General features: G+C 64.2%; 19 protein-coding genes. 8 read left to right on the forward strand and 11 right to left on the reverse strand.

Features of this window, described 5'->3' with window-relative positions:
- Nucleotides 1-146: 146 nt before the first annotated feature.
- From DM872_RS21750 to DM872_RS21770, 5 genes are all read right to left on the reverse strand, one after another.
- Nucleotides 147-767: a transglycosylase SLT domain-containing protein gene (locus tag DM872_RS21750; RefSeq protein WP_179061382.1), complete on the reverse strand. Its 621-nt coding sequence runs from the start codon at nucleotides 765-767 to the stop codon at nucleotides 147-149.
- A gap of 20 nt (nucleotides 768-787) precedes the next feature.
- Nucleotides 788-1,519 carry an EAL domain-containing protein gene (locus tag DM872_RS21755; RefSeq protein WP_179061383.1) on the reverse strand — a complete coding sequence of 244 codons (732 nt, stop codon included), beginning with the start codon at nucleotides 1,517-1,519 and terminating at the stop codon, nucleotides 788-790.
- A 217-nt stretch (nucleotides 1,520-1,736) separates the two neighbouring features.
- Nucleotides 1,737-2,177, reverse strand: a complete 441-nt coding sequence (locus DM872_RS21760; RefSeq protein ID WP_179061384.1) for a CBS domain-containing protein — start codon at nucleotides 2,175-2,177, stop codon at nucleotides 1,737-1,739.
- 276 nt (nucleotides 2,178-2,453) lie between these two features.
- A complete protein-coding gene (gene oadA / locus DM872_RS21765) occupies nucleotides 2,454-4,259 on the reverse strand; it encodes a sodium-extruding oxaloacetate decarboxylase subunit alpha (protein ID WP_179061385.1) in 1,806 nt (601 codons plus the stop codon).
- Nucleotides 4,260-4,275: 16 nt separating this feature from the next.
- The gene (locus DM872_RS21770) at nucleotides 4,276-5,691 is read right to left on the reverse strand and encodes an acetyl-CoA carboxylase biotin carboxylase subunit (RefSeq protein ID WP_179061386.1); all 1,416 of its coding nucleotides are present in this window, start codon (nucleotides 5,689-5,691) and stop codon (nucleotides 4,276-4,278) included.
- Between the two features lie 201 nt (nucleotides 5,692-5,892).
- Between DM872_RS21770 and DM872_RS21775 the strand changes: the two genes are divergently transcribed.
- On the forward strand, nucleotides 5,893-6,840 hold the full coding sequence (locus DM872_RS21775; RefSeq protein WP_179061579.1) for a LysR family transcriptional regulator: 948 nt from the start codon (nucleotides 5,893-5,895) through the stop codon (nucleotides 6,838-6,840).
- Here the strand turns inward: DM872_RS21775 and DM872_RS21780 are convergent.
- Nucleotides 6,782-7,003: a PA3496 family putative envelope integrity protein gene (locus DM872_RS21780; protein ID WP_077527454.1), complete on the reverse strand. Its 222-nt coding sequence runs from the start codon at nucleotides 7,001-7,003 to the stop codon at nucleotides 6,782-6,784. The genes DM872_RS21775 and DM872_RS21780 overlap by 59 nt on opposite strands.
- Nucleotides 7,004-7,182: 179 nt before the next feature.
- Here DM872_RS21780 and DM872_RS21785 point away from each other — a divergent pair, with 179 nt between their 5' ends.
- Nucleotides 7,183-7,557, forward strand: a complete 375-nt coding sequence (locus DM872_RS21785) for a thioredoxin family protein (RefSeq protein WP_077527453.1) — start codon at nucleotides 7,183-7,185, stop codon at nucleotides 7,555-7,557.
- A gap of 21 nt (nucleotides 7,558-7,578) precedes the next feature.
- Here the strand turns inward: DM872_RS21785 and hexR are convergent, their stop codons facing one another.
- The gene (gene hexR, locus DM872_RS21790) at nucleotides 7,579-8,445 is read right to left on the reverse strand and encodes a transcriptional regulator HexR (protein ID WP_077527452.1); all 867 of its coding nucleotides are present in this window, start codon (nucleotides 8,443-8,445) and stop codon (nucleotides 7,579-7,581) included.
- A gap of 195 nt (nucleotides 8,446-8,640) precedes the next feature.
- Between hexR and zwf the strand changes: the two genes are divergently transcribed.
- Nucleotides 8,641-10,065, forward strand: a complete 1,425-nt coding sequence (gene zwf, locus DM872_RS21795; protein WP_218649522.1) for a glucose-6-phosphate dehydrogenase — start codon at nucleotides 8,641-8,643, stop codon at nucleotides 10,063-10,065.
- Nucleotides 10,066-10,268: 203 nt separating this feature from the next.
- Complete coding sequence (gene trhP, locus DM872_RS21800) at nucleotides 10,269-11,594, forward strand: prephenate-dependent tRNA uridine(34) hydroxylase TrhP (protein ID WP_179061388.1); 1,326 nt, start codon at nucleotides 10,269-10,271, stop codon at nucleotides 11,592-11,594.
- A gap of 115 nt (nucleotides 11,595-11,709) precedes the next feature.
- Here trhP and DM872_RS21805 read toward each other — a convergent pair whose 3' ends face one another.
- Nucleotides 11,710-14,580, reverse strand: a complete 2,871-nt coding sequence (locus DM872_RS21805) for a putative bifunctional diguanylate cyclase/phosphodiesterase (protein ID WP_179061580.1) — start codon at nucleotides 14,578-14,580, stop codon at nucleotides 11,710-11,712.
- A 215-nt stretch (nucleotides 14,581-14,795) separates the two neighbouring features.
- On the opposite strand from DM872_RS21805, the gene uvrD reads away from it, so the two are divergent.
- The 3 genes from uvrD to DM872_RS21820 all read left to right on the forward strand — a co-directional run bounded on the left by uvrD (nucleotide 14,796) and on the right by DM872_RS21820 (nucleotide 18,727).
- On the forward strand, nucleotides 14,796-16,976 hold the full coding sequence (gene uvrD, locus DM872_RS21810) for a DNA helicase II (protein WP_179061389.1): 2,181 nt from the start codon (nucleotides 14,796-14,798) through the stop codon (nucleotides 16,974-16,976).
- A 187-nt stretch (nucleotides 16,977-17,163) separates the two neighbouring features.
- Nucleotides 17,164-17,739 carry a TetR/AcrR family transcriptional regulator gene (locus DM872_RS21815; protein ID WP_179061390.1) on the forward strand — a complete coding sequence of 192 codons (576 nt, stop codon included), beginning with the start codon at nucleotides 17,164-17,166 and terminating at the stop codon, nucleotides 17,737-17,739.
- 124 nt (nucleotides 17,740-17,863) lie between these two features.
- A complete protein-coding gene (locus DM872_RS21820; RefSeq protein ID WP_179061391.1) occupies nucleotides 17,864-18,727 on the forward strand; it encodes a Tim44 domain-containing protein in 864 nt (287 codons plus the stop codon).
- A gap of 187 nt (nucleotides 18,728-18,914) precedes the next feature.
- Here the strand turns inward: DM872_RS21820 and DM872_RS21825 are convergent, their stop codons facing one another.
- Together DM872_RS21825 and DM872_RS21830 are read right to left on the reverse strand one after the other, a co-directional pair.
- Nucleotides 18,915-19,379, reverse strand: coding sequence for an aminoacyl-tRNA deacylase (locus DM872_RS21825; protein ID WP_179061392.1), 465 nt, complete (start codon nucleotides 19,377-19,379; stop codon nucleotides 18,915-18,917).
- Nucleotides 19,380-19,513: 134 nt separating this feature from the next.
- Nucleotides 19,514-19,966, reverse strand: a complete 453-nt coding sequence (locus DM872_RS21830; RefSeq protein ID WP_179061393.1) for a GNAT family N-acetyltransferase — start codon at nucleotides 19,964-19,966, stop codon at nucleotides 19,514-19,516.
- A 141-nt stretch (nucleotides 19,967-20,107) separates the two neighbouring features.
- Between DM872_RS21830 and DM872_RS21835 the strand changes: the two genes are divergently transcribed.
- The gene (locus DM872_RS21835; protein WP_077527465.1) at nucleotides 20,108-20,515 is read left to right on the forward strand and encodes an SMI1/KNR4 family protein; all 408 of its coding nucleotides are present in this window, start codon (nucleotides 20,108-20,110) and stop codon (nucleotides 20,513-20,515) included.
- Nucleotides 20,516-20,648: 133 nt separating this feature from the next.
- Here the strand turns inward: DM872_RS21835 and DM872_RS21840 are convergent, their stop codons facing one another.
- Nucleotides 20,649-22,409: a cation:proton antiporter gene (locus DM872_RS21840; RefSeq protein WP_179061394.1), complete on the reverse strand. Its 1,761-nt coding sequence runs from the start codon at nucleotides 22,407-22,409 to the stop codon at nucleotides 20,649-20,651.
- Nucleotides 22,410-22,603 lie beyond the last annotated feature (194 nt).

The following is a 22,603-nucleotide window of genomic DNA, read 5'->3' on the forward strand; positions in this document are numbered from 1 at the left end:
GAATGAATTCGCCCCTACAGCGAAAAGGCCGAGCACAATCCTTCGCGAGCAAGCTCGCTCCTACAGAAACGCAGCCAATGGCTCCGCTTGATGGGTTTCGCTTCGCTCAACCGCATCCTACGAAAGCGGTGATTCGTGTCCTGGAGTCAGAACGGCCACCAGCCGCGGTCGTCTTCCAGTTCGGCGCGGCAGCTTGCCAACTGGCTGCCGTAGGCCCTGGACTGCTGGTCGACCTTGCGGGCAACTTGCGTCAGCCAGGGTTTCTGCCAGTAGCTACCACGACGGTACCCACCTCTCCCTTCGTGGTAGGCCAGGTACTGGTTGTGCGCGTCCCATTTCGAGATACCCAGTTGTCGCTGGGTGGCATCGGTGTACCAGCCGATGAAGTCCATCGCGTCGCTGAAGGACGTGCGTGAGCCGCCGGAGCCGGTTGCCTGCTGATAGTCCGCCCAGGTGGCATCCAGCGCCTGGGCGTAGCCATAGGCGGAGGTGACCCGCCCCCAGGGAATGAAGCCGAGGAGGTAATCCCGTGGTGGGCGCGCATCGTGTCGGTAGCTGCTTTCCTGGTCGACGATCGCCATCGCCACCGGGATGGGCGTGCCCCAGCGGACCTCCATCTCCAGGGCGTCTTCGTACCAATCCGGGTATTCGCGAAAGATCGCGCACAGGTTGTCCGGCGCTCGCGGCGGCGCCGTGGCACAGCCTGCCAGCAAGGAAAGCGCGACCAGCAGCGAAGCGATAGCGCACAGCTCGGATCGGGTACGCATGGAACGGGCGCCAGGACGGCCTAAATCCGCGCCGGATGGCCGAGGCGATAGCCCTGGAACAGCTTGAACGGGAGCCCCTTGGCGACTTCATGCTGCCAGCCGGTCTCGATCTTCTCGGCCACCAGGTCCACCTGGTAGCGATGAATGAAGTCGTACAGCCTTTCGCCCAACACGGCGTAGCGCCTGGACAGGAAGTCCCCATTCTCGTGCGGTGGCACGCCCAATCCCGTGAGGTCGAACTTCACGACATCGCACAGGCCCAGGTCGAGTTCCCAGTGGACCGGGCTGTCGAGGTCGTAGTCGTCGAGCGCCACCAGCACGTTTTCCTGCTTCAGGCGCATCAGCCCCTTCATGTAAGACCTGAAGCCGTCGACGCAGGGCACCGGGCGTTCCGTGACTTCGACCACCAGCTGGGCACCGCAACAGCGCAAGTCGGCGGCACCTTCGATGAGTTCATCGATCAGTTCCGCTTCCGCCAGGCTCCGCTTCTCGACATTGACGAAGTGCCTCACCGGCAGACTGCCGGTCTGGGCGTCGTGCAGATATCGAGCGTAGCTGCGGTCGAGCATGCAGCGGATGCGCAGTCCCTGGAGCAGCTCGCGCGTGAGCCGCTGGAGGTCGTCCTGCTGCAGCCGGGTGATGGCGTCTTCGGTGCTTTCGACGAAGGAGTCGAAGACGAACCGGGAGAGACTTTCGAAACCAACGACCCGATCCTGCCGGTCCTTGATCGGTTGCAGCCTGACTTCGCCCATTCGGGCCCCAGTCAAGGGGCGGGCTGGATACAGGGTTCGACCCTGGCGAACGGGCAGGCTTTGGCGAATGGTGCGAAGGGACATGGGGCGGATACCCGCAGCTCGAAAGAGCCGGCAGGCTAGGCGCCCGATTCCTATTGATGAAAATCAGAAATCTTCATTTCGGCCCTGATGGATAGCGGCTACCGGCCCCGAGGGACCGGCTTTTGCCGCGGACTCAGGCCACTTCGCCGCGAATGTACTGCTCCAGATGAAGGATCAGGTCATCCTGCTCGGCCATGGCTTCTTTCACCAGGTCGCCGATGGACAGCAGGCCGACCAGTTCGTCGTCTTCCACCACCGGCAGGTGGCGCATGTGCTGCTCGGTCATCAGCGACATGCATTCACGGATGCTCTGCTTCGACGTCACGGTCAGCACCGGCACGGTCATGAACTCGCGAACTAGCGTCGCCACGGATGAACGCCCTTGCAGCACGCCTTTGCGCGCGTAGTCGCGCTCACTGACGATGCCAACCAGCCGCCCGCCCTCGGTTACCGGCAAGGCGCCGATATTCTGTTCGTCCATCACCCGCAGCGCTTCGAGCATCGGCGCTTCGACGTCAATGGTGTGAACCTTCTGCCGCGGCTTGGCGCGGAGCATCTGTGCGACGGTCTTCATCTGTAATCCCTCCGGTAGCGTTGGCTGGAAGGCCAGAATGCGCGCGGTCCTGCCCGCCGCGCCAAGAAGGGATTTGCATGGTGGCTATTAATAAATTCATTGATGGGCGCTGGCCCCTGTAGGAGCGAATTCATTCGCGAAAGGGCGACGTAGCCGCCCTGTAAGTCGGTGACTTCACAGGGGCTGCAATCGCGATTGAAATCGCTCCCACAGAATTTCCACGCCCATAAAAAAAGGGAGCCTTGCGGCTCCCTATGGGGACTATCGCCGGAGCAATCAGGCGATTTCGATCAGGACTTCGCCCGGGTTCACACGGTCGCCCTTGGCAACGTGGACGGACTTGACGGTGCCGTCGATGGGCGCCTGGACTTCGGTTTCCATCTTCATGGCTTCGGTGATCAGCACGGCCTGACCGGCTTTCACCTGGTCGCCTTCCTTCACCAGCACATCGACGATGTTGCCCGGCATGGTGGTGCTGACATCGCCCGGCGCACTGGCGCTCTTACGCTTGCTGCCGGCACCTGCGACGAACTCGTTGAGCGGCTCGAACACCACCTCTTCCGGCATACCGTCGATGGACAGGTAGAAGTGGCGCTTGCCGTCGGTCTTCACGCCGACACCGGTGATGTCGATGCGGTAGCTCTCGCCGTGCACGTCCACCACGAACTCGGTCGGAGTGCCTTCGCCGCCGACCGGGGCCGCGCCCTTGCCGTTGGGCATGGGCAGCAGTTCTTCCGGCTTCAGGGTGCCGGCGGCACGCTCTTCGAGGAACTTGCGGCCGATGTCCGGGAACATGGCGAAGGTCAGCACGTCCTCTTCGCACTTGGCGAGGCTGCCGATGTCTTCGCGCAGCTTGTTCAGCTCCGGCTTGAGCAGGTCGGCCGGACGAACGTCGATGACTTCCTCGTTGCCGATGGCCTGGCGACGCAGTTGCTCGTTGATCTGACCCGGCGCCTTGCCGTAGCGACCTTGCAGGTAGAGCTTCACCTCGTTGGTGATGGTCTTGTAACGCTCACCGGCCAGCACGTTGAAGAAGGCCTGGGTGCCGACGATCTGCGAGGTCGGGGTGACCAGGGGCGGGAAGCCGAGGTCCTCGCGAACACGCGGGATTTCCGCCAGCACTTCCGGCATGCGGTTCAGGGCGCCCTGTTCCTTGAGCTGGTTGGCCAGGTTGGAAATCATCCCGCCCGGCACCTGGTTCACTTGCACGCGGGTGTCCACGCCAGTGAATTCGCTTTCGAACTGGTGGTACTTCTTGCGCACGGCGTGGAAGTACATGCCGATTTCCTGGATCAGTTCCAGGTCCAGGCCGGTGTCGTAGGGTGTGTCGCGCAGGGCGGCGACCATCGACTCGGTGCCCGGGTGGCTGGTGCCCCAAGCCATGCTGGAGATGGCGGTGTCGATGCGGTCGGCACCGTTTTCCACGGCCTTGAGCTGGCACATGCTGGCTACGCCGGCGGTGTCGTGGGAGTGCACGACCACATCCAGCGGCAGCGCCTCTTTCAGCGCCTTCACCAGTTCGCCGGTGGCGTACGGGGTCAGCAGGCCCGCCATGTCCTTGATGGCGATGGAGTCCACCCCCATGTCGGCCATCGCCCTGCCCTGGGCAACGAAGGCGTCGATGGTGTGCACGGGGCTGGTGGTGTAGGCGATGGTGCCCTGGGCGTGCTTGCCGGCAGCCTTCACGGCTTCGATGGAGGTGCGCAGGTTACGCACGTCGTTCATCGCGTCGAAGATGCGGAATACGTCGATGCCATTGACCGCAGCCTTGGCGACGAAGGCGCGTACCACGTCGTCGCTGTAATGGCGGTAGCCCAGCAGGTTCTGACCGCGCAGGAGCATCTGCAGTCGGGTGTTGGGCAGCGCGGCCTTGAGCTTGCGCAGGCGCTCCCATGGATCTTCCTTGAGGAAGCGCACGCAGGCGTCGAAGGTGGCGCCGCCCCAGACTTCCAGCGACCAGTAGCCGACCTTGTCGAGCTTGTCGCAGATCGGAAGCATGTCTTCGGTGCGCATGCGGGTGGCCAGCAGGGACTGGTGCGCATCGCGCAGGATGGTATCGGTGATCGAAATCTTCTTGCTCATGTTCTGAATCCTTCCCCTACAGGCCGGCGTGGGCGGCGATGGCGGTGGCGATGGCGATGGCCAGGTGCGACGGGTTGCGCTTGATCGAGTACTGGGTCAGCTCCGGATGGCTCTCGACGAAGCTGGTGTTGAACTCGGCGCTGCGGAACTCGGGATTACGCAGGATTTCCTGGTAATAGGGCGCGGTGGTCCGCACACCCTGCACGCGCATGTCGTCGAGGGCGCGCAGGCCACGGTCCAGGGCTTCTTCCCAGGTCAGTGCCCAGACGATCAGCTTCAGGCACATGGAGTCGTAGTACGGCGGAATGGTGTAGCCGGTGTAGATCGCGGTATCGGTGCGCACACCGGGGCCGCCGGGGGCGTAGTAACGGGTGATCTTGCCGAAGGACGGCAGGAAGTTGTTCTTCGGATCCTCGGCGTTGATCCGGAACTGCAGGGCGAAGCCACGATGGATGATGTCGTCCTGCTTGATCGACAGCTCCAGTCCGGAGGCGATGCGGATCTGCTCACGGACGATGTCGATGCCGGTGATTTCCTCGGTGATGGTGTGTTCCACCTGCACGCGGGTGTTCATCTCCATGAAGTACACCTCGCCCTCGGCGAGCAGGAACTCCACGGTACCGGCGTTCTCGTAGCCCACGGCCTTGGCCGCACGCACGGAGAGGTCGCCGATGTAGGCGCGCTGCTCGGGGGTGAGCTGCGGGCTCGGGGCAATCTCGATGAGCTTCTGGTTGCGGCGCTGGATCGAGCAGTCGCGCTCGAACAGGTGCACGGTGTTGCCGAAGGAGTCGGCGAGGATCTGCGCTTCGATGTGCTTCGGATTGACGATGCACTTCTCGAGGAAGACTTCTGCCGAACCGAAGGCCTTGGTGGCTTCGGAGATCACACGCGGGTAAGCCTGTTCCAGCTCCTCGCGGCTGTTGCAGCGACGGATACCGCGGCCGCCACCACCCGAGGTGGCCTTGAGCATCACCGGGTAGCCGATGCGCTCGGCTTCGCGCAGCGCTTCTGCGAGGTCAGCGACGTTGCCTTCGGTGCCGGGGGTAACCGGTACGCCGGCCTTGATCATGCTGCGGCGGGCTTCCGTCTTGTCGCCCATGCGGCGGATCACTTCGGCGGAGGGGCCGATGAACCTGATCCCGCGTTCAGCGCAGATATCTGCCAGCTCGGCGTTCTCGGAGAGGAAACCGTAGCCCGGATGCAGGGCATCGCAGCCGGTCTCGACCGCCAGGTTCACCAGCTTGCGCGGGTTCAGGTAACCGGCCAGCGGGTCTTCGCCGATGCTGTGGGCCTCGTCGGCACGTTTGACGTGCAGGGCGTGCCGGTCGGCATCGGAGTAGATGGCCACCGAGCGAATGCCCATCTCGGCGCAAGCACGCACGATGCGGACGGCAATCTCACCACGGTTGGCGATCAGGATTTTCTTGATCACGAGTTGTCCCTCGACCAAGTGAACAGGCGAACGGCTGGGCCGGTCGTTGGGTGACCGCAGGTCGTGTAGCGGTCGCGTCATTACCCTACGCCGCGAGCGGGAATAACCCCAATCAATAATTATTGGGGTATCCATTAGGATGAGCTTATAGTCAGCAACCTTGCCCACCCCACGAGGCCAAAATCGATGCGCAAGACCCTGCTGCGTATGACGCTGCGCCAGCTCCAGGTATTCCGTGCGGTGTTCGAAAGCCGCTCCTACAGCCGGGCGGCCGAGGAGATGGCACTGACCCAGCCGGCCGTCAGCCTGCAGATTCGCCAGCTCGAGGAGCTGGTGGGCCAACCGCTGTTCGAGTACGTCGGCAAGAAGCTCTACGTGACCGACGCCGCCGAGGCGCTGATGCGTGCCAGCAGCGACATCTTCCAGCGCCTGGCCAGCCTCGACATGCAGCTCTCTGACCTGCAGGGCTCGCTGCAGGGGCAGCTCAACCTGGCGGTGGAATCGAGTGCCAAGTACTTCGTCCCGCACCTGTTCGCCGCCTTCCGCGAACAGCACCCGGACGTCAGCCTGCACCTGGTGGTGACCAACCGCGCGCAGGTGATCAAGCGCCTCTCCGACAACCGTGACGACCTGGTGATCATGTCCCTGGTGCCCCAGGACATGGCCCTGGAATTCCTGCCCTTCCTGAACAACCCGATCGTTGCGGTGGCGCCGCCCAGCCACCCGCTGTGCAACGCCGCGAAGCTGACCCTGAAGGATCTGGAGTCCTACACGCTGCTGGTGCGCGAGGCCGGTTCGGGCACCCGCAAGGCATGCGAGGAGTACTTCCAGCAGAAGCGCGCGCACTTCGCCCAGACCATGGAAGTGGCCTCGCTGGATGCGCAGAAGGAATGCGTCGTGGCCGATCTCGGCATCGCCCTGATTCCACGCCACGCGGTGAGCCTGGAACTGGCGACCGGGCTGCTGCGGGAGTTGCCAGTGGAAGAATTGCCGCTGTATCGGAGCTGGTGCGCCGTGCACGCCAAGGGCAAGCGGCTATCGCCGGTCGCCCAGGCGTTTCTGGCCTTTATCCGCGAAGAACGGGCACAGATCAGTGCACTTTCGCACCGATTTTCCGGCGCGCTGCCTTTGACGACAACAGGTAGTTAGCGGCGATCAATTCGGGATAAGGGTAGTCCGAACACTCCATCTGCAGGCGACGCTGGTCGACGCGGTCTTCAATGGCGCGGCGATACTGCATGCGCCGCTGATCCTCCAGTTTGCGCCGGGTCTTGCTGTCCAGATGGGCGGATTCATCGTGAAAGCGTTGCATGGCATTTCTCCCTGGGCGGGGTTCGGTAGGCGCAGCATCGCCCGCGCCTGTGACGCTTTCGCGAAGGCTCGGTGAATCTGTGGTGAAGCGAAGGTTTCAGGCTATCGGCGCAATAGCTGGACAGACCGGCGCGGCGCGACTTTGCTCAGCAATTACGGGCAACGTCGCTGGAGGACGCCATGAGCAATGCCGTCGAATTCTTCCAACGCTTTCCGATCCAACGGGTGCGCTCCACCATCCTCGATGATGTACTGGCCAGCGAACGCCAACGGCTGGTGCTGCTCTACCTCTGGCAGGACGACTGCCCGCTCTGCGACGTGGCCAAGCACGACCTGCTGCGCACCCAGGAACGCTGTCAGTGGCCCCAGGTGCGCTGGCTGCATGACGAAGTGGACGAAGACCCGGCGCTGGCACTGCGCTTCGGGCTGCACGGCGTGCCGACCTTCATAGCCCTCTATCGCGGCCGCCCCCTGGGACGGATCACCAGCTGGCCGGGCAGCGGGCCGTTCATCGAGGCGATAGAGCGGCTCCTGGTACGACAAGGACTGGTCTGAGCGAAGCAGGCTCTGCGCGGCTCAGTCCTCCGCGCTCTTCACCGACTTGGGCGACAGCCGGAGGCTGCGCAGGCTTCGCTTCACGCTCTTGAGGTGGTTCACCAGGGTCGGGCCACGGGCCATGGCGACGCCCATGGCCAGCACGTCGATCACCACCAGATGGGCGATCCGCGAGGTCAGCGGGGTGTAGATTTCGGTGTCTTCCTGCACGTCGATGGCGAGGTTCACCGTAGCCAAGTCCGCCAGCGGGGTCTGGCTGGGGCACAGGGTGATGAGGGTGGCGCCGGCCTCACGCACCAGGTTGGCGGTGATCAGCAGGTCCTTGGAGCGGCCCGACTGGGAAATGCAGATGGCCACGTCCGAAGGCTTCAGGGTGACCGCCGACATCGCCTGCATGTGCGGGTCGGAATAGGCCGCCGCGGTCAGCAGCAGACGGAAGAACTTGTGCTGGGCATCGGCCGCCACCGCACCGGATGCGCCGAAGCCGTAGAACTCCACACGCTGGGCCTGGGCGCAGGCGCCGATAGCACGCTGCAGCGCCTCCGGGTCGAGCCTTTCGCGGACTTCCATCAGGGTGTGCAGGGTGGTGTCGAAGATCTTCAGGCTGAAGTCCGCGACCGAGTCGTCCTCGTGGATCGCGAACTGGCCGAAGCTGGCACCGGCGGCCAGGCTCTGCGCCAGTTTCAGCTTGAGGTCCTGGAAGCCGCCGCACCCGATGGCGCGGCAGAAGCGCACAATGGTGGGCTCGCTGACCCCGACACCCTGGGCCAAGTCGGCCATGGAGCTGTGCATGACCGCAGCGGGATCGAGCAGGACGTGGTCGGCGACTTTCAGTTCCGACTTGCGTAGCAGATGACGCGACTGGGCGATATGTTGCAGCAGGTTCACAGGGCAGGCTCTGTCTGGAATGGGGGTTTTGCCGGTTTCTTCAGTCATGCAACGAGGCGCGACTCGGTTATGATCGGCGGATCAGGCTGTAGTGGCCTTGTAGTTATACTACATGAACCGCTTTTCCGCCCACTTGAACCACCTTTTCTCAGCGTGCAAGGAAGGGAGAGCGCATCCTTGACCAGCTCCTGCGACATGCTCGTCTTCGGCGGCACCGGCGATCTCGCGCTGCACAAGCTGCTTCCGGCCCTCTATCACCTGCATCGCGAAGGGCGGCTGCATCCGCAGATGCGCATCCTCGCCCTGGCCCGCAACACCCTCGATCGTGACGGCTATCGTGCCCTCGCGGAGCGTCGTTGCCGCGCCCAGGTAGCGCGTTCGGACTTCACCGCAGAAGCCTGGCGCGGCTTCTCAGAGCGCCTCGATTACTTCGCCATGGACGTTTCCCAGAGCGCCGACTTCGTCCGCCTGGCCCGCCACCTCGGACCCGACCCAGGCTGCGGGCGGGTCTACTACCTGGCCACCGCTCCCGACCTGTTCGAGGACATCGCCGCGCACCTGTCGATCGCCCGGATGGCCACGCCGCAGTCACGCATCGTGCTGGAAAAGCCCATCGGCCACTCGCTGGAGTCGGCCCAGGCGATCAACGCCGCCATTGGCAAGGTGTTCGACGAATCCCAGGTGTTCCGCATCGATCATTACCTGGGCAAGGAAACCGTGCAGAACCTCATGGCGCTGCGCTTCGCCAATGGCCTGTTCGAGCCGATCTGGCGCGCCGGGCACATCGACCATGTGCAGATCAGCGTCTGCGAGACACTCGGCGTGGAGAACCGTGGCGCCTACTACGACCGCTCCGGGGCCATGCGCGACATGGTGCAGAACCACCTTCTGCAGTTGCTCTGCCTGGTGGCCATGGAGGCGCCGGTACGCTTCGATGCCGAGGCGGTGCGCAACGAGAAGGTGAAGGTACTCGAGGCGCTCAAGCCGATTTCCGGCCAGGACGTGCGCGACAAAACCGTGCGCGGCCAGTACAGCGCCGGCAAGATCGGCGGCCAGGAAGTGCCGGCCTATTACTTCGAGAAGAACGTCGACAACGACAGCGATACCGAAACCTTCGTCGCCCTGCAGGCGGAGATCGACAACTGGCGCTGGGCCGGCGTGCCCTTTTACCTGCGCACCGGCAAGCGCCTGGCGCGCAAGTACTCGGAGATCGTCATCCAGTTCAAGCCGGTACCCCACCGCCTGTTCGCGGACGGCGAGGCCAATCGCCTGCTGATCCGCCTGCAACCGGAAGAGCGCATCAGCCTGCAATTGATGGCCAAGACCCCGGGCAAAGGCATGAACCTGGAGCCGGTGGAGCTGGACCTGAACCTGGCCAAGGCCTTCAGCCACCAGCGCCGCTGGGACGCTTACGAACGCCTGCTGCTGGACGTGATCGAGGGGGACTCGACGCTGTTCATGCGCCGCGACGAAGTGGAAGCCGCCTGGCGCTGGATCAGCCCGATCCTCGAAGGCTGGCACGAGTACTACCAGAGCCCCCGCCCGTACCCGGCAGGCTCCACGGGGCCGGAACAGGCCCACAGCCTGCTGGAACTGCACGAGCGCGCCTGGCACGACTGACAGACACCCGTTTCCTGTAGGTTGGTCCGAGCGAAGCGAGGCCCAACGTTGCCCGGTCCAACCCCTTCTGTTGGGCTTCGCTACGCTCTGCACCAACCTACGATAAGCGACCGACTGCAACGCCATTGCTCCAGAGCAATAACCGCTGCCACCGCCCTCCCTAAAATCGCGCGTCCTTCGCCCCTGCCTCCGCGAGCCGCGCCATGCACAGCCCCGAACTGCTCTCCCCCGCCGGTACCCTCAAGGCCATGCGCTATGCCTTCGCCTATGGCGCCGACGCCGTCTACGCCGGCCAGCCACGCTACAGCCTGCGGGTGCGCAACAACGAGTTCGACCATACCAATCTGGCCCTCGGCATCGAGGAAGCCCACGCCGCCGGCAAGCGTTTCTACGTGGTGGTGAACATCGCCCCGCACAACGCCAAGCTGCGCACTTTCCTCAAGGACCTGGAGCCGGTCATCGCCATGGGGCCGGATGCGCTGATCATGTCCGATCCCGGCCTGATCATGCTGGTTCGCGAGCATTTCCCGCAGATGCCCATCCACCTCTCGGTGCAGGCCAACGCGGTGAACTGGGCCAGTGTGAAGTTCTGGCAGCAGCAGGGCCTCAGCCGGGTGATCCTGTCCCGCGAACTCTCGCTGGAAGAGATCGGCGAAATCCGCCAGCAAGTGCCGGGCATGGAACTGGAGGTCTTCGTCCACGGCGCCCTGTGCATGGCCTATTCCGGCCGCTGCCTGCTCTCCGGTTATCTCAACCGCCGCGACCCCAACCAGGGCACCTGCACCAATGCCTGTCGCTGGCAGTACGACGCAAAGCCCGCGCTGGAGGATGAACTGGGCCAGGTGGTCCCCACCCTCGGCTGCGGCCAACCGAGCGACCAGGTGTTCCTGCTGGAAGAGGCCAATCGCCCGGGCGAACTGATGTCCGCCTGGGAAGACGAACACGGCACCTACATCATGAACTCCAAGGACCTGCGCGCCGTGCACCACGTGGAGCGCTTGCTGCAGATGGGCGTGCACTCACTGAAGATCGAGGGCCGCACCAAGTCGCACTTCTATGTGGCGCGCACCGCCCAGGCCTATCGCAAGGCCATCGACGACGCCTGCGCGGGAAGGCCCTTCGACCGCGCGCTGATGGATGACCTCGAATCCCTGGCCAACCGCGGCTACACCGAAGGCTTCCTGCGCCGCCACGTGCATGACGAGTACCAGAACTACGAACACGGCTACTCCCTCGCCGAACGCCAGCAGTTCGTCGGCGAGCTGACGGGAGTGATGCGTCAGGGCCTCGCGGAAGTGCGCGTGAAAAACCATTTCGCGGTCGGCGACCGCCTGCAACTCATGACGCCGCAAGGCAATGTGGATTTCAGGCTGGACGCCATGGAAAACCGCTTCGGCGAGCGCAAGGCGGTGGCGCCGGGTGACGGCCATACCCTGTACCTGCCACTGCCGACAGACCTGCCCCTGGAAAACGCGCTGTTGCTGCGCTGGTTCAGTACCGGCAATAGCCGCATTGCCGCAAGCGCTTGATGCCAGGTGGAAATGCTCCATTCGAACCTGTAGGAGCGAGCTTGCTCGCGAACCGCGGTGCCACAAAGCTTCGCGAGCAGAGCTCGCTCCTACAATGCCCCAGTGCCCCAGTGCCTCAGTGCCAGAGCGCCGTCGCCTGTTCCCTGAGCAGCCGCACGAACTGCGGCGCTTCCACCGGCGGGCTGATCAGGTAGCCCTGGATTTCATCGCAACGCTGGCTGCGCAGGAAGTTCAGCTGCTCCTGGTTCTCCACGCCCTCGGCCACCACCATCAGTTCCAGGCTGTGGGCCATGGCGATGATCGCGCGGGTGATGGCGGCGTCCTCGCTGCCGGCGGAGAGGTCGCGGATGAAGGTCTGGTCGATCTTCACGTAGTCCACTGGGAAGCGCTTGAGGTAGCTCAGGGACGAATAGCCGGTGCCGAAGTCATCGATAGCCAGCTTCACGCCCAACTGGCGCAGCTGGTGGAAGGTGGCGATGACGTTCTCGACGTTTTCCAGCAGGTGGCTTTCGGTCAGTTCCAGCTCCAGCAGGCGCGCCTGCAAGCCGGTTTCTTCCAGCACCTGGCGCACCAGGCTCACCAGGTTGCCCTGGCGCAACTGGTGCATCGACAGGTTCACCGAAACGCGGATATCCGCCAGGCCCTGGCGCTGCCATTCGCGGGCCTGCTGGCAGGCCTGGCGCAGCACGAATTCGCCGATGGGGGCGATCAGCCCGGTTTCCTCGGCAAGGCCAATGAAGTCCCCCGGCGGGATCAGCCCCTGCTGCGGATGACGCCAGCGCACCAGCGCCTCGGCAGCATTCAGGCTGTTGTCGGCCAGGCCCAGCTTGGGCTGGTAGAAGACTTCCAGCTGACCTTCCTCGATGGCCTTGCGCAACTGGTTTTCCAGCTGCAGGCGCTCCAGGGTGCAGGCCTGGAGGTTGTCGGTGAAAAACTGGAAGGTGTTGCCGCCCAGGTGCTTGGCGTGTTGCATGGCCATGTTGGCCTGGCTGATCAGGGCGGAAATGTCGCGGGCGTTGTCCGGGAGCAGGCTGATGCCCAGTGAGCCGCTGATGACCAGCTCATGGCCCCCTACGGTGATCGGCATGCGCAGCTTGCCGAGCAGGCGGCTGGCCTGGCGCGCCAGGCTGGAAAGGCTGCCGTAGGCGTCGAGGATCACCGCGAACTCGTCACCGGACAGGCGCGCGATGGTGTCGGCTTCCGGCACCGCCTGGGTCAGGCGGCGGCTGACCTGGCGCAGCAACTGGTCGGCCACTTCATGGCCGAGGCTGTCGTTGAGCACCTTGAAGCGATCCAGGTCGATGTGCAGCAGGGCCAGGCTGCGGCCACTCTGCCGGGCGCGCTGGCTGGCCTCGTGCAGACGGTCCTTGAACAGGGTGCGGTTGGCCAGTCCGGTGAGCTCGTCGTAGTTGGACAGGTAACGCAGGCGCTCCTCGGCCTCCCGGCGGGAGGTGAGGTCGGCGAAGAAACCCACGATGTGGCTGACGTTGCCCCGCGAGTCGCGCACCACGTTGAGTTGCAGCCATTGCGGGTAGAGCTCGCCGCTCTTGCGGGTGTCCATCAGTTCGCCCTGCCAGCTGCCGCTCTGTTCCAGCTCTTCGCGGATCAGGTAGTAGCGGCGACGGGCTTCGCGGTTACCGATCAGGGTGGCGACGCTGCGCCCGATCACTTCGTCCTGGCGATAGCCGGTGACCTGGCTGAAGGCCTCGTTGGCCTGGATCACCCGGTAATCCGGGTCGAGGATGACGATGCCCTCGCTGGCCGCCTCGAATACCGTGGCCGCCAGGCGCTGTTCCTCGTCCTGGTGCTTGCGCGCCGTGACGTCGCGACGGGTGCCCAGCATGCGCAGCACCGTGCCGTCTTCGTCGCGTTCCACCACGCGGCCGCGGTCTTCCACCCAGACCCAGTGGCCATCGGTGTGGCGCACCCGGTAGTCGATGGCGTAGCCGTCCGTGCGGCCCTTCATATGTTCCACCAGGGCGCGACGCAGCAGCGGCAGGTCGTCCGGGTGCAGGCGCGGCTTCAGGTCGCTGAGGACGCGAGTCACGTCGTCGGCGTCTATGCCGAAGATCGCCTTGAGCTGCGTGTGATGGACTTCGTCGGTTTCCAGGTTCCAGTCCCACAGGCCCAGTTCGCTGGCTTCCAGCGCCAAGGCCAGGCGCGCCTCGCTCTTGACCAGGGCATGGCTGGCATCGGCAAGCTCCAGGGTGCGCTGGGCCACGCGCATTTCCAGCTCGCCATGGGCACGGCGCAGTTCCCGCTCGGCCCGGCGGCGCTGTTCCACTTCACGGGCCAGTTCCCCGTTGAGGCCTTCGGCACGGCCCTTGGCTTCTTCCAGGTGGCTGATCAGCGCCTGGTTCTGGAAGCGCTGCAGGAGGCTGCGCTGTACCAGCCGGTTGATCTGCCAGGCCACCACCATGAGCGACGCGGCCAGTATCACGCCCAGCACGCCCCAGCCGCGCAGCAGGGAGGTATCTCCCAGCAGCAGCCAGGTAATGGACGGCAACAGGCAAGGCAAGGCGAAGGTAAGGAAGGCGGAAAGACTGACGGCATAGGCAACGCTGGCGGAGAGGATGGCCGCGGCAATCAATCCGTAGACCAGTGCCTGGGTCAGGAAGGCATCCGGCGGCACCAGCGCCACGGCGGCGAACGCCAGGGTCAGGCCGGAAGCACCGGCCCCCAGCAGGAAAGCGCGGCGCCAGCGCGGGCAGGCCTGTTTCGTCGGCAGCGCCTTGTTGAAGGCAGCCACCTGGGTCAGGCGCAGGACGGCCAGCAGCACCAGCCAGACCAGCCACACGCCGAGCAACAGGCTGTTGCCCGTCCCCCAGAGCAGGTAGGCGCAGGCCAGGCCGTTGAGCAGCATGAACAGGGTCGGGACCTGGGAGCCCTGGTAAAGGAGGCGCGTTCGTTCGGCCGCAATGTCGGTCGCGAACTGCTGGCGGATCTCGCGGCTGTCAACCAGGAATGACGCCTGGTCGGCGGGCATTGAATTGGCGGTCATAGGCGCTTTTTTGTAGTGGTCTGCCTAAGCGAGCCCGGAGCTTACCCGAGCGGTGAATCGCTGCAATAGCTTTATGTGCGAGGTTCCGGATGAGCGTCGCCCAACTTTCGGAGGGTCTCCGCCGTGGGGATCAGCGACCATCCGGCTGACCATCCGGTCATCGGTTTGCCCTCCCCCAGCCGCGCCCCTAGAATGCCGCGATGCATGATGACCTCTCCCTCCTCCTGAATTCCCTCAACGACGCTCAACGCCAGGCCGTAGCGGCCTCGCTGGGGCGTCAACTGGTGCTTGCCGGCGCCGGTTCCGGCAAAACCCGTGTGCTGGTGCACCGCATCGCCTGGCTGATCCAGGTGGAGCAGGCCTCGCCGCATTCGATCCTGTCGGTGACCTTCACCAACAAGGCCGCAGCCGAAATGCGCCAACGCATCGAGCAACTGCTGGGGATCAACCCGGCCGGCATGTGGGTCGGCACCTTCCACGGCCTGGCGCACCGCCTGTTGCGTGCCCACTGGCAGGAAGCGGGCCTCGCCGAGAACTTCCAGATCCTCGACAGTGACGACCAGCAGCGCCTGGTCAAGCGGGTGATCCGCGACCTCGGCCTCGACGAGCAGCGCTGGCCGGCACGTCAGGCCCAATGGTTCATCAACGGGCAGAAGGACGAGGGCATCCGTCCGCAGCACATCCAGGCCGGCGGCGACCTGTTCCTCGGCACCATGCTGAAGATCTACGAAGCCTACGAAGCGGCTTGCGCGCGCACCGGGGTGATCGACTTCTCCGAGCTGCTGCTGCGCGCCCTCGACCTCTGGCGTGACCGCCCGAGCCTGCTGGAGCATTACCAGCGGCGCTTCCGCCACGTGCTGGTGGACGAATTCCAGGACACCAACGCCGTGCAGTACGCTTGGCTGCGCCTGCTCGCCAAGGGCGGCCAAAGCCTGATGGTGGTGGGCGATGACGACCAGTCGATCTACGGCTGGCGCGGTGCGCGGATCGAGAACATCCAGCAATTCTCCAGCGATTTCCCGGATACCGAGGTGATTCGCCTGGAGCAGAACTACCGCTCCACCGCCGGCATCCTCAAGGCCGCCAACGCCCTCATCGCCAATAACCAGGGTCGCCTGGGCAAGGAACTCTGGACCGAGGGCGAAGACGGCGAGCCCATCGGCCTGTATGCCGCGTTCAACGAGCACGACGAAGCCCGCTACGTGGTGGAGAGCATCGAGAGCGCCCTGAAAGACGGCATGGCCCGCAGCGAAATCGCCATCCTCTATCGCTCCAACGCCCAGTCGCGGGTGCTGGAAGAAGCCCTCCTGCGGGAGAAGATTCCCTACCGCATCTATGGCGGCCAGCGCTTCTTCGAGCGCGCCGAGATCAAGAACGCCATGGCCTACCTGCGTCTGCTCGACGGCCGAGGCAACGACGCGGCGCTGGAGCGGGTGATCAACGTACCGCCGCGCGGCATCGGCGAGAAAACCGTGGAAAGCATCCGCGAGTTCTCCCGCGTCAACGAAGTGTCCATGTGGGAAGCGATGCGCCTGATGATCGCCAACAAGGCCCTGGCCGGTCGCGCCTCCAGCGCCCTGGCGGTCTTCATGGAGCTGATCGAGAACCTGACGGCGAAGTGCCTGGACATGCCTCTGCACCTGATGACCCAGACGGTCATCGAGCAGAGCGGCCTGGTGGCGTATCACAAGGACGAGAAGGGCGAGAAAGGCCAGGCCCGGGTGGAAAACCTGGAAGAACTGGTCAGCGCCGCCCGCGCCTTCGAGAACGAAGAGCCCGAGGACGACCTGACACCGCTGCAGGCTTTCCTCAGCCACGCCTCGCTTGAGGCCGGGGAAACCCAGGCCGACGCCTTCGAGGACAGCGTGCAGCTGATGACCTTGCACAGCGCCAAGGGCCTGGAGTTCCCGCTGGTGTTCCTGGTGGGCATGGAAGAAGGCCTGTTCCCGCACAAGATGAGCATGGAAGACCCGACCCGCCTGGAGGAGGAGCGCCGCCTGGCCTATGTCGGCGTCACCCGTGCCATGCAGCGGCTGGTCCTGACCTACGCCGAAACCCGCAGGCTCTACGGCAGCGAGACCTACAACAAGGTCTCGCGCTTCGTCCGCGAAGTGCCCCCGCAGCTGATCCGCGAAGTGCGCCTGAACAACAGCATCAGCCGCCCCATGGGGAGCGGCAGCCGCCACGGCTCCATCTTCGATGGCGCTGCCGTCCCGGAAACGCCCTTCTCCCTGGGCCAGCGGGTGCAGCATGCGCTGTTCGGCGAGGGCACCATCCTCAACTTCGAAGGCGCCGGCGCCCAGGCCCGGGTGCAGGTGAAGTTCGAGAGCGAAGGCAGCAAGTGGCTGATGCTGGCCTACGCCAAGCTGCAGCCGCTCTGATTTATCTGTGGGGGCGAATTCATTCGCTGAGCAGGCCGCAGTGATCAAGGGGCGGCTTCGCTGCCCTTAGCGAATGAATTCGCCCCCACAAAAGCAGCCGCCGCCCCCCTTCGGTATCACCCTCCGCCCGTCCGATGGCCCCGCCGCTGCCGTTCGCTTGGCCATACTCACTGGCGGAGGTAAGTCCATGCCCCGCTCACCCAGCGCCCAGCAGATACTCGATTGCGCCCTGAACCTGGCCGATACCAGTGGCTGGGAACGGCTGCACCTGTTCGAGGTGGCCAACGAACTCGGCGTCAGCCTCGATGCCATCGCCAAGCACTATCAACAGAAGGATGACCTTGTAGAGGCCTGGTTCGACCGCGCCGACCAAGCCTTGCTGGAGCGCAGCAAGGGCGGCGACCTGGCGGGCCTGAGCGCGGAGCGGCGCCTGGAGGAACTGCTCATGTCGTGGCTTGGCGCACTGGCCCCACACCGTTCGGTGACCGGGCAGATGCTGCTCTACAAGCTGGAGCCCGGTCATATCCACCTTCAGGTGCTGGGCCTGCTGCGCGTCAGCCGGACGGTGCAGTGGTGGCGCGAGGCGGCGCAGCGGGAAACCCTGCACCTGTGTCGCATCGCCGAGGAAAGCCTGCTAACCGGGGCCTACCTGCGCACCTTCCTCCACTGGCTGCGCCATCCGCTTGAAGACGAAGCGGAGCTGCGCGCCCTGTTGCGCCGTCAACTGCGCTGCGGCCCGCTGGTATTCCTACTGCGCAGATGAACGGCATGCCCGGAAAAGGCCGACAGAGCTGTATGACAAAATCCCGAAACACTCTGCCCCTAGCTATCGCGCGACTGACTGTGCAGCATGGCGCGCGTAGATTCATAACCAAGAGAAGCCTCTGATGCGCCGATTTCTCAGTATTGCCCTGGCCCTCTGCGTCGGCCTGACGCTGAGCCTGGATGTCAACGCCGCCAAGCGTATGGGTGGCGGCAAGTCCTTCGGCTCCGCGCCGACCCACCAGGCCCGCCAGGCAGCCCCTGCCCAGCAAGCGCCTAACGCCGCTGCCCCTGCAGCTGCCGGCAAACCCGCTGCCGCTGCGAGCGGTGCTTCCCGCTGGCTCGGCCCGCTGGCCGGCATCGCCGCCGGTGGCCTGCTCGCCTCGATGTTCATGGGCGACGGCTTCGACGGCATGCAAATCTTCGACTTCCTGATCATTGGCCTGATCGCCTTCCTGATCTTCCGCTTCCTCGCATCGCGCAAACGCGCCCAGCAGCAGGGCCGTCCTGCCATGGCCGGCGGCCATGCGCCGTTCCAGCGCGAAATGCCGCAGATGCCGCAGCAGCAGCCGTCGATCTTCGGCAGCGCCGCACCGGTTACCCAACCGGCCTTCAACGCGCCGAGCTGGTTCAACGAGCAGCGCTTCATCGAAGCCGGCCGCGAGCACTTCATGGCCCTGCAACAGCACTGGGATGCGGCCGAGATGGACAAGATCGCCGAGTTCGTCACCCCGCAGATGCTGAGCTTCCTGAAGGAAGAGCGCGCCAGCCTGGGCGATGCCTACCAGTCCACCTACATCGACAACCTCCAGGTCCAACTGGACGGTATCGATGAACTGGCCGACAAGACCGTCGCCACCCTGACCTTCAACGGCGTTTCCAAGTCCTCGCGTTTCGACCAGGGCGAAGTGTTCAGCGAAAGCTGGCGCATGGAGCGCGTCAACGGCGACAACCAGCCCTGGCTGGTGGCGGGCATCCGTCAGAACTGATCGCTTCTGCAATGAAAAAACCCGGGCTTGTCCCGGGTTTTTCTTTTCACTGATGGCGACCGCCACCCCGACGCCAGCGACGGCGAGCAAGGGAACGACGGAACCAGAAGGGCGGCGGAACACGCGGACGAACGCCTTTGAGCTTCTTCATGATTTAGCGAGCCCGACGCGCAGCAAATCATCGCCCTTAGTGGCAGAGCTCGCAGACTTCGGCATGAGGCACCAGTTTCAGGTAGTCATCCATGCGCATGTGCACCAGGTTTTCGTGATCGCCGGCCTCCAGGTAGATGTCTTTCTGCCGCGTCAATTGCGGGTCCACCAGCATGTTCATGCCGTAGGGTTCGCCGAGTGCCGGTACAGCGCCCAGTTCGCAATCCGTGAATAGACGGGCCAGGTCGGCTTCGTGGGTGAGCTGCCAGATCCTTGAGTCCTTGCGCACCTTGCCCACGTCCAGGTGTCGGCTGGAGGGAACCACCGCCATGAGGAAGTGGCCCTGGCGGTCGTCCAGGATCACCGGCTTGGCCAGGCGTTCGGCAGGAATATTGGCGACCCGCGCCGACTCCAGGCTCGTGGCCGAATGAGGGTGCGGCACCAGGTCGAACTGGGTACGGGTACTTTCCAGGCTGCGCTGCAGGGTTGCGGCCATTCGCATGATGCACCTCCTGTGGATAGCCAGGGCTTTGCCGGTTGCCGAGGCAGCCGGATGGTGCACACAGTTTAGCCAGCTCATCCCGGTGGGAATAAAGCGGTTGGTGCTGAGCCTGATCTTGCAAAGCAGCGTTGGGACTAAGCGCGGCGCATTCCAATATGGGGAATGCCATCGTCCAGATACACCTCGGTTACTGGGGCGAACCCGTAGCGGCCGTAATAGGCCTGCAGATGAGCTTGAGCCGAGAGATATACAGGCATCCCCGGCCAGCGCTTTCCGGCCTCGTTCACGGCCCGCTCCATCAGCCCGTGGCCAAGGCCGCGACCGCGCGCTTCGGCGGCGCTGACCACGCGCCCGATCACCACGTCGCCATCCTGGGTCGACGGGTCCAGCAGGCGCAGGTACGCCAGCAACTGACCGTCTTCCCAGGCCATCACATGGCAGGTATCGGCTTCGAGGTCCTGGCCATCGACATCCAGGTAGGGGCATTTCTGCTCCACGACGAATACCTGGCAACGCAGCGCCAGGAAGGCGTAGACCTCGTGGGCGTCGAGTTCGCTGTGGTGCTTGCAGGTCCAGGTGATCGCCATGACGGGCTCCTTGGCAAAGAATCGAGGATAAGGCGGGCGGGTCGAACTGTCTGGTGGAAAGCTTCGTTTATCGAACCTGCGATTTTCCCGCCCATGCGGCTACTGTATAAAGCGCATCCCAATGCATGAGGGCCTGCCGCCATGGAAGAAGTCATCGAACAGCTGCGCGAACTCAACGAGCCGGTGCCGGTTCCCCTGGAGCTTCCTGACGAGGAACTGCTGGTGGAGATCGAGGAGCAGTTGCTGATCAACCTGCCGTTCGAGTTGCGCGAATTCCTGCTCAAGGTCAGCGACGTGGTCTATGGCCGCCTGGAGCCGGTGACCGCCACCGACCCGCAATCCCACACCTACCTGCCGGAAGTTGCCGCCGTCGCCTGGGACCTGGGCGTACCGCGCGACCTGGTGCCCCTCTGCCAGGATGGCCGCGACTACTACCTGGTCGACGGCGAAGGCGAAGTCGTCCTGTGGGACGGCGACGAGGGCGAGCTCACCGACGAAAGCTGGGACTCGGTGTGGCACTGGGCGAGAGACGTCTGGCTAGCCAACTGATTCCGCCAGAGTCTGCTGCGCGTCGGCGATACCGCGTCAGGAACAGCCTCGAGATGCTCATTTACAGTCGTAAACTCCGCTTCTCTCGGCTGCTTCTTCCTTGTCTCGCTCTAGCTCGCGAGACTCTTACGTCTCAATGATGGTTGTCCTGGTTCTGCTCCAGGGTCTCCATCAGTGCGATCTGCATCCGTGAATGCACGCGGATCAGCCAGCGCCAGAGCAGCGCGCTGACGCCCGCTGCCAGCAGGCCGACCAGCACCAGCAGTTCCAGCGTCGGCAGGATGCTCGCCGACAGCGCCATCAGCAGCAGCATGATGCCCAGCAGCGAAAGCAACGGGATCACTTCGGCGATGACCTTGCGCACCCGTTCGGTGTGGCGCCCGGCCTTGTCCGGGCTCACGCCCATCTCCGCCAGGAGCATGGAAAGCGCCTTGAGCTTGCGGTAGGCAGCGATCAGGAAAGGCAGCGAGAGCAACAGCGCACCGCCCCAGATCAGCGCCTTCTGCGGGTTGGGAGAAGTCAGCCAGGCGCTCAGGTACTCGGCCAGGGTGCCGGCGAAGTAGGCGATGCCGAGGAAGATGGCCACCACGAGGGCCAGGTTGACCATCACCTGCAGCAGGATCTTGCGGATCATCCCCGCCAGCACCGCACTCTGGCCCTGCGGCTGGATGCTGCGCAGCCATTCGCCATAAAAACCGAAGACCCGCACCAGGGGCTCCGGCATGACCTTGGCCAGCTTGATCGAGAGCGGGTCGGCGGCGCGGATGAGGTAGGGCGTCAGCAGCGTGGTGATGGCCGACACGGCTACCGCCACGGGGTACAGGAAGTCGCTGGTGACCTGCAGGGTGATGCCGAGCGCGGCGATGATGAAGGAGAACTCGCCGATCTGCGACAGGCCCATGCCGACCCGCAGCGAGGTGCGGCCGTCATTGCCGGCGATGAAGGCGCCGAGGCCGCAGGAGATCATCTTGCCCAGTACCACCGCCAGCGTGATGACGACGATGGGCCAGGCGTACTCGACCAGCACCTTGGGGTCGATCAGCAGGCCGATGGCGACGAAGAAGATCGCGCTGAACATGTCGCGTACCGGCTCGATCAGCCGCTCGATCTGCACCAGCTGGCGCGATTCGGCCATGATCGCGCCGATCAGGAAGGCGCCCAGCACCATGCTGTATTCCAGCTTCACCACCAGCAGGCAGAAGCCGAAGCACAGGCCCAGCACGGTCACCAGCAGCATTTCGTTGCTCTCGAACTTCGCCACGTAAGAGAGGAGGCGCGGCACCAGCAGGATGCCGACAACCAGCGCGACGATCATGAACAGGCTGAGCTTGCCGACAGTGGCGAACACCTCGCCGGTTTCCACCGAGCCGCTCACCGCGATGCCCGAGAGCAGCGCGATGATGCCGATACCGAGGATGTCTTCGACGATCAGCACGCCGAAGATGAGCTGGGCGAAGCGCTCGTTCTTCAGCTTCAGGTCGCTGAGCGCCTTGACGATGATGGTGGTGGACGAGATGGCCAGGATCGCGCCGAGGAACAGCGAATCCATGGTGCTCCAGCCGAAGTAGCTGCCGATCTCGTAGCCGATCCAGATCATCAGCACGATTTCCAGGAAGGCGGCGATGAAGGCCGTGGCACCAACCTTGAACAGCTTGCCCAGGCTGAACTCGAGCCCCAGGCAGAACATCAGGAAGATCACCCCGAGCTCGGCGAGGGTCTTGATGGTGTCCTCGTCGTGGATCAGCTCGAAGGGTGGCGTGTGCGGCCCGATGATGAAGCCGGCAACGATGTAGCCCAGCACCACCGGTTGTTTGAACCGGTGGAAAAGGATGGTCACCATGCCCGCGACCAGCATGATCACGGCAAGATCCTGGATGAAAGCAATGGCATGCATGGCGGACGACTCCTTTTCTGCAATGCGCGGCACAGCGGTCCCGCGCGCGGGCAACTCGCTCGGCTCCAACGGAGCTATGTAGGAATTAGGGAAGTTGGTGCAAGGAACGGACGCAGATTATCACTGCGATATGTCTCGCCAGAGCGGAGCAATATGCCGTAACACTTGCCCGAAGCGGCCTACGAGAGCAGGAC

Source organism: Pseudomonas taiwanensis (assembly GCF_013393345.1).
GTDB lineage: Bacteria > Pseudomonadota > Gammaproteobacteria > Pseudomonadales > Pseudomonadaceae > Metapseudomonas > Metapseudomonas resinovorans_C.

Bases quoted from the DNA above. Each gene is read 5' to 3' on its own strand.
- DM872_RS21835 (WP_077527465.1), top strand. From the start codon at position 20,108: ATGGAAGAAGTCATCGAACAGCTGCGCGAACTCAACGAGCCGGTGCCG.
- DM872_RS21830 (WP_179061393.1), bottom strand. From the start codon at position 19,966: ATGGCGATCACCTGGACCTGCAAGCACCACAGCGAACTCGACGCCCAC.
- DM872_RS21755 (WP_179061383.1), bottom strand. From the start codon at position 1,519: ATGGGCGAAGTCAGGCTGCAACCGATCAAGGACCGGCAGGATCGGGTC.
- uvrD (WP_179061389.1), top strand. From the start codon at position 14,796: ATGCATGATGACCTCTCCCTCCTCCTGAATTCCCTCAACGACGCTCAA.
- DM872_RS21840 (WP_179061394.1), bottom strand. From the start codon at position 22,409: ATGCATGCCATTGCTTTCATCCAGGATCTTGCCGTGATCATGCTGGTC.
- DM872_RS21805 (WP_179061580.1), bottom strand. From the start codon at position 14,580: ATGCCCGCCGACCAGGCGTCATTCCTGGTTGACAGCCGCGAGATCCGC.
- zwf (WP_218649522.1), top strand. From the start codon at position 8,641: ATGCTCGTCTTCGGCGGCACCGGCGATCTCGCGCTGCACAAGCTGCTT.
- DM872_RS21750 (WP_179061382.1), bottom strand. From the start codon at position 767: ATGCGTACCCGATCCGAGCTGTGCGCTATCGCTTCGCTGCTGGTCGCG.
- trhP (WP_179061388.1), top strand. From the start codon at position 10,269: ATGCACAGCCCCGAACTGCTCTCCCCCGCCGGTACCCTCAAGGCCATG.
- DM872_RS21760 (WP_179061384.1), bottom strand. From the start codon at position 2,177: ATGAAGACCGTCGCACAGATGCTCCGCGCCAAGCCGCGGCAGAAGGTT.
- DM872_RS21785 (WP_077527453.1), top strand. From the start codon at position 7,183: ATGAGCAATGCCGTCGAATTCTTCCAACGCTTTCCGATCCAACGGGTG.
- DM872_RS21825 (WP_179061392.1), bottom strand. From the start codon at position 19,379: ATGCGAATGGCCGCAACCCTGCAGCGCAGCCTGGAAAGTACCCGTACC.
- DM872_RS21820 (WP_179061391.1), top strand. From the start codon at position 17,864: ATGCGCCGATTTCTCAGTATTGCCCTGGCCCTCTGCGTCGGCCTGACG.
- DM872_RS21815 (WP_179061390.1), top strand. From the start codon at position 17,164: ATGCCCCGCTCACCCAGCGCCCAGCAGATACTCGATTGCGCCCTGAAC.
- DM872_RS21780 (WP_077527454.1), bottom strand. From the start codon at position 7,003: ATGCAACGCTTTCACGATGAATCCGCCCATCTGGACAGCAAGACCCGG.
- oadA (WP_179061385.1), bottom strand. From the start codon at position 4,259: ATGAGCAAGAAGATTTCGATCACCGATACCATCCTGCGCGATGCGCAC.